This is a genomic window from Sphingopyxis sp. (assembly GCF_036402335.1).
Classification (GTDB): Bacteria; Pseudomonadota; Alphaproteobacteria; order Sphingomonadales; family Sphingomonadaceae; genus Sphingopyxis.
Map to the genome: position 1 here is coordinate 1 of NZ_DASWTD010000014.1, position 3,615 is coordinate 3,615.

A 3,615-nucleotide genomic window follows, 5' to 3' on the forward strand; every position below is an offset into this window, starting at 1 on the left:
GGTCAAGGCGGTCGGCGGGGACCTTCCCGCGGCGGGGCTGGCCTTTGCCGAGATGGCCGGGCTTGCCGGACGCGGTGCGCGTCACCGGGTCGCGGTGCCCGGCGGCCATGTTCTGGTCATCGACGAAAGCTATAACGCCAATCCGGCTTCGATGGCGGTGACGATCGCCCAGCTCGGCACCGAATCCGCCGACCGTAAAGTTGCGATTCTCGGCGCGATGAGGGAGCTCGGCCCCGGCGGCGAGGCGTATCACGCCGGTCTAGCGGCTCCGCTTGTCGCGGCGGGAGTGCAATTCGCCCTGCTTGTCGGGGAAGAGATGGCGCCGCTCGCCAAAGCGCTTGAGGGCCGCATCGATTTCGCGCATGTGCCCGCCCACTCGGCTGCAGTCGCGCGGCTGAAGGACCTGATCCGTCCCGGCGACGCCGTGCTGGTCAAGGGGTCGAACGGCGTCGGCCTGTCACATGTCGTGACGGCGCTGACCAACGGGGAATATTGATGCTGTACTGGCTGGCGGAGTGGCTTGGCTTTCCGGGGGCTCTCAACCTCATTCGCTATCTGAGCTTCCGATCGGGGGCTGCGGTCGCGACCGCGCTGATCATCGGACTGTGGATCGGTCCGCGCTTCATCCTGATGCTGCGGATGCGGCAGGGAAAAGGACAGCCGATCCGCGAAGACGGCCCACAGAGCCACCTTGCGAAAAAGGGCACGCCGACGATGGGCGGGCTGATGATCCTGATCTCGCTGATGATCTCCGCGCTCTTGTGGATGGATTTGTCGAACCGTTTCGTCTGGGCGTGCCTGTTCGTGACCGGCGGCTTCGCCGCCGTCGGCTTCCTCGACGACCTCGACAAGGTGACGAAGGCCAGCCACCGGGGGATTCCCGGGCGCGTGCGCCTGCTGATCGAATTCGTGATCGCCGCGGTCGCGGTGCTGTTGATCGTCTCGCGGACCGGCACTGACCTTTATCTGCCTTTTTTCAGCGGAATCGTCATCCCGCTCGGGCCGCTCTACTATGTCTTCGCGATGATATTGATCGTCGGCTTCGGCAACGCCGTGAACCTCACCGACGGGCTCGACGGGCTCGCGACCTTCCCGGTGATCATCGCCAGCCTGACCTTCCTCGTCATCGTCTATCTGTCGGGCAACGTGAAATTCGCCGGCTACCTCGGCATCCCGCATGTGCCGGGCGCGGGCGAGCTCGCGGTCTTCGCGGCGGCGATCATCGGCGCCTGTCTTGCCTTCCTGTGGTTCAACGCGCCGCCCGCGGCGGTCTTCATGGGGGATACGGGTAGCCTCGCGCTCGGCGGGGCGCTTGCGACAATCGCGGTGACCGCACAGCACGAGCTTGTCCTTGTCCTCGTCGGCGGGCTGTTCGTCGTCGAGGCCTTGTCGGTGATGATCCAGGTCTTCTGGTACAAGCGCACCGGCAAGCGGGTGTTCCGCATGGCGCCCATCCATCACCATTTCGAGCAGCTCGGCTGGCCCGAATCCACCGTCGTCATCCGCTTCTGGATCGTCTCGATCGTCCTCGCGCTCGCCGGACTCGCGACCTTGAAGCTCCGGTGATCTCCTCGCGTGCCTTTGCCGGCCGCCGCTACGCGGTGCTGGGACTGGCGCGCTCGGGTCTGGCGACCGTCGAGGCGCTCGTCGCCAGCGGCGCGGGTGTCACGGCGTGGGACGACCGCGAGGAAGCGCGCGACGATGCGATGGCGCTGGGCGCCGATATCGGCAATCCGCTCGAGATCGACCTGATCGGTTTCGCCGGCGTCGTCGTCTCGCCCGGCGTTCCGCTCAATCGCCACCCGATCGCCGCGCACGCGCGCGAGGCGCATGTGCCGGTCATCGGCGACGTCGAACTGTTCGCCGAAGCGCGCGGCGACCTGCCGCCGCATCGCGTCGTCGGCATCACCGGCACCAACGGCAAGTCGACCGTCACCGCGCTGATCACGCACATGCTCGAAAGCGCGGGCGTGCCGACGCTGATGGGCGGCAATATCGGCCTGCCGATCCTGACGCGCGAGCCGCTTCCGGAAGGGGGCGTCTATGTGCTCGAACTGTCGAGTTACCAGATCGACCTCTCGCACAGCCTTGCGTGCGATGTCGCGGTGCTGACCAACCTCACCCCCGACCATCTCGACCGCTACGACGGTTTCGCCGGCTATGCCGCGTCCAAGGCGCGGCTGTTCGGCCTCCAGCACCAGGATCAGGTTGCGATCGTCGCGGTCGACGACGACCCGTCGAAGATGATCGCGAGCCGGATCAATCACCGCCTCCACCGCGTGTCGGCGAAGGATATCGATCCAGTCGACCAGATGCGCTGGCCTGCGCTGCAGGGGCCGCACAATGCGCAGAACGCCGTGTGCGCGATCGCGGTGTGCCGCGTCCTCGGGCTGAATGACGAACAGATCGAACGCGGTCTTGCGACCTACAAATCGCTGCCGCATCGCATGGAATTGGTCGGCGAAGTCGCTGGTGTCCGCTGGTTCAACGACAGCAAGGCAACCAACGCGGCTTCCGCTGCACCGGCGCTGGCGGCATTCCCGCCGGCGCCGGACCAGCGTCTCCACTGGATTGCGGGGGGGCAGGCCAAGGGCGACGGGCTGGGGGCATGCCGGCCATGGTTCGGTCATATCAAGCGCGCCTATCTGATCGGCGAAGCGATGGCGCCTTTCGCAGCCGAGATCGGCGATGCGTTGCCGGTGGACCTTGCGGGCGATATGGCAACGGCGGTTGCCCATGCCGCTGCCGCGGCGCAGCCGGGGGACATCGTGCTGCTGTCGCCCGCATGTGCGTCGTTCGACCAGTTCCGGGACTATGAACAGCGCGGCGACGTGTTTCGCGGTCTTGTACGGATGCTCGGGGCATGAGCGGGGGAATGGACAATATGGACGCGACGACCGAAAGGCCGGTGATCGCCACCACGCGCACCGTCAGGCGCCGCGGGCCGCGGCTCAGCCGCGCCGACCGCACGCCGCTTGGCCTGTGGTTCTGGGAAATCGACCGTGTCCTGCTGCTGCTCGTGTCGATTCTCGTCGCGATCGGGCTGGTCGCGGTCGCCGCGGCGTCGCCCGTTGCGGCGCAGAAATTGTCGACCTCGACCGCCTCGCTCGACCCGCTCTATTATTTCTATCGTCAACTGATGTGGGTGATGGTGGGTGTGCCGGTGATGCTCGCCGTGTCGATGCTGCCGAAGGCGCAGGCGCGCCGTTTCGCCATCTATGGTACGATCGCCTTCCTCTTCCTTCTCTTCCTCGTGCCATTGGTCGGGACGTCGGTGAACGGTGCGCAACGCTGGATCGGCAGCGGCGTGTTCCGCCTCCAGCCTTCGGAGTTTCTGAAACCCTTCTTCGCAGTATCGCTCGCCTGGATCCTGTCGCTGCGGCTGCACGACCAGAGCCTGCCCGTCGTGCCGCTGGCGCTCGCGCTCACCGGCGTCATCGCGCTGCTCTTGATGGGACAGCCCGATCTTGGGCAGACGGTCATTTTTGTTGCGACCTGGCTGGTGCTGGTGATGGTCGCCGGGCTTTCGATGCGCATATTGGCCGGCCTCGCTGGGGCGGGCGTCGTCGGGCTCGTGCTCGCCTATTTCTTCTATCCGGTTGCGCAGCAGCGCAT

General features: G+C 66.3%; 4 protein-coding genes. All 4 read left to right on the plus strand.

Annotated elements, in window-relative coordinates:
• Positions 1 to 496: glutamate ligase domain-containing protein (locus tag VGD20_RS00375; RefSeq protein WP_331132552.1), on the plus strand; the 496-nt coding region annotated here is incomplete at its 5' end.
• Positions 496 to 1,566 carry a phospho-N-acetylmuramoyl-pentapeptide-transferase gene (mraY, locus tag VGD20_RS00380; protein ID WP_331132553.1) on the plus strand — a complete coding sequence of 357 codons (1,071 nt, stop codon included), beginning with the start codon at positions 496 to 498 and terminating at the stop codon, positions 1,564 to 1,566. The genes VGD20_RS00375 and mraY, both read left to right, overlap by 1 nt.
• Entirely contained in the window at positions 1,563 to 2,867 is a 1,305-nt protein-coding gene (gene murD / locus VGD20_RS00385) for a UDP-N-acetylmuramoyl-L-alanine--D-glutamate ligase (protein ID WP_331132554.1), read from the plus strand. Before mraY ends, murD begins: the two co-directional genes overlap by 4 nt.
• Positions 2,864 to 3,615: FtsW/RodA/SpoVE family cell cycle protein (locus VGD20_RS00390; protein ID WP_331132555.1), on the plus strand; the 752-nt coding region annotated here is incomplete at its 3' end. The genes murD and VGD20_RS00390, both read left to right, overlap by 4 nt.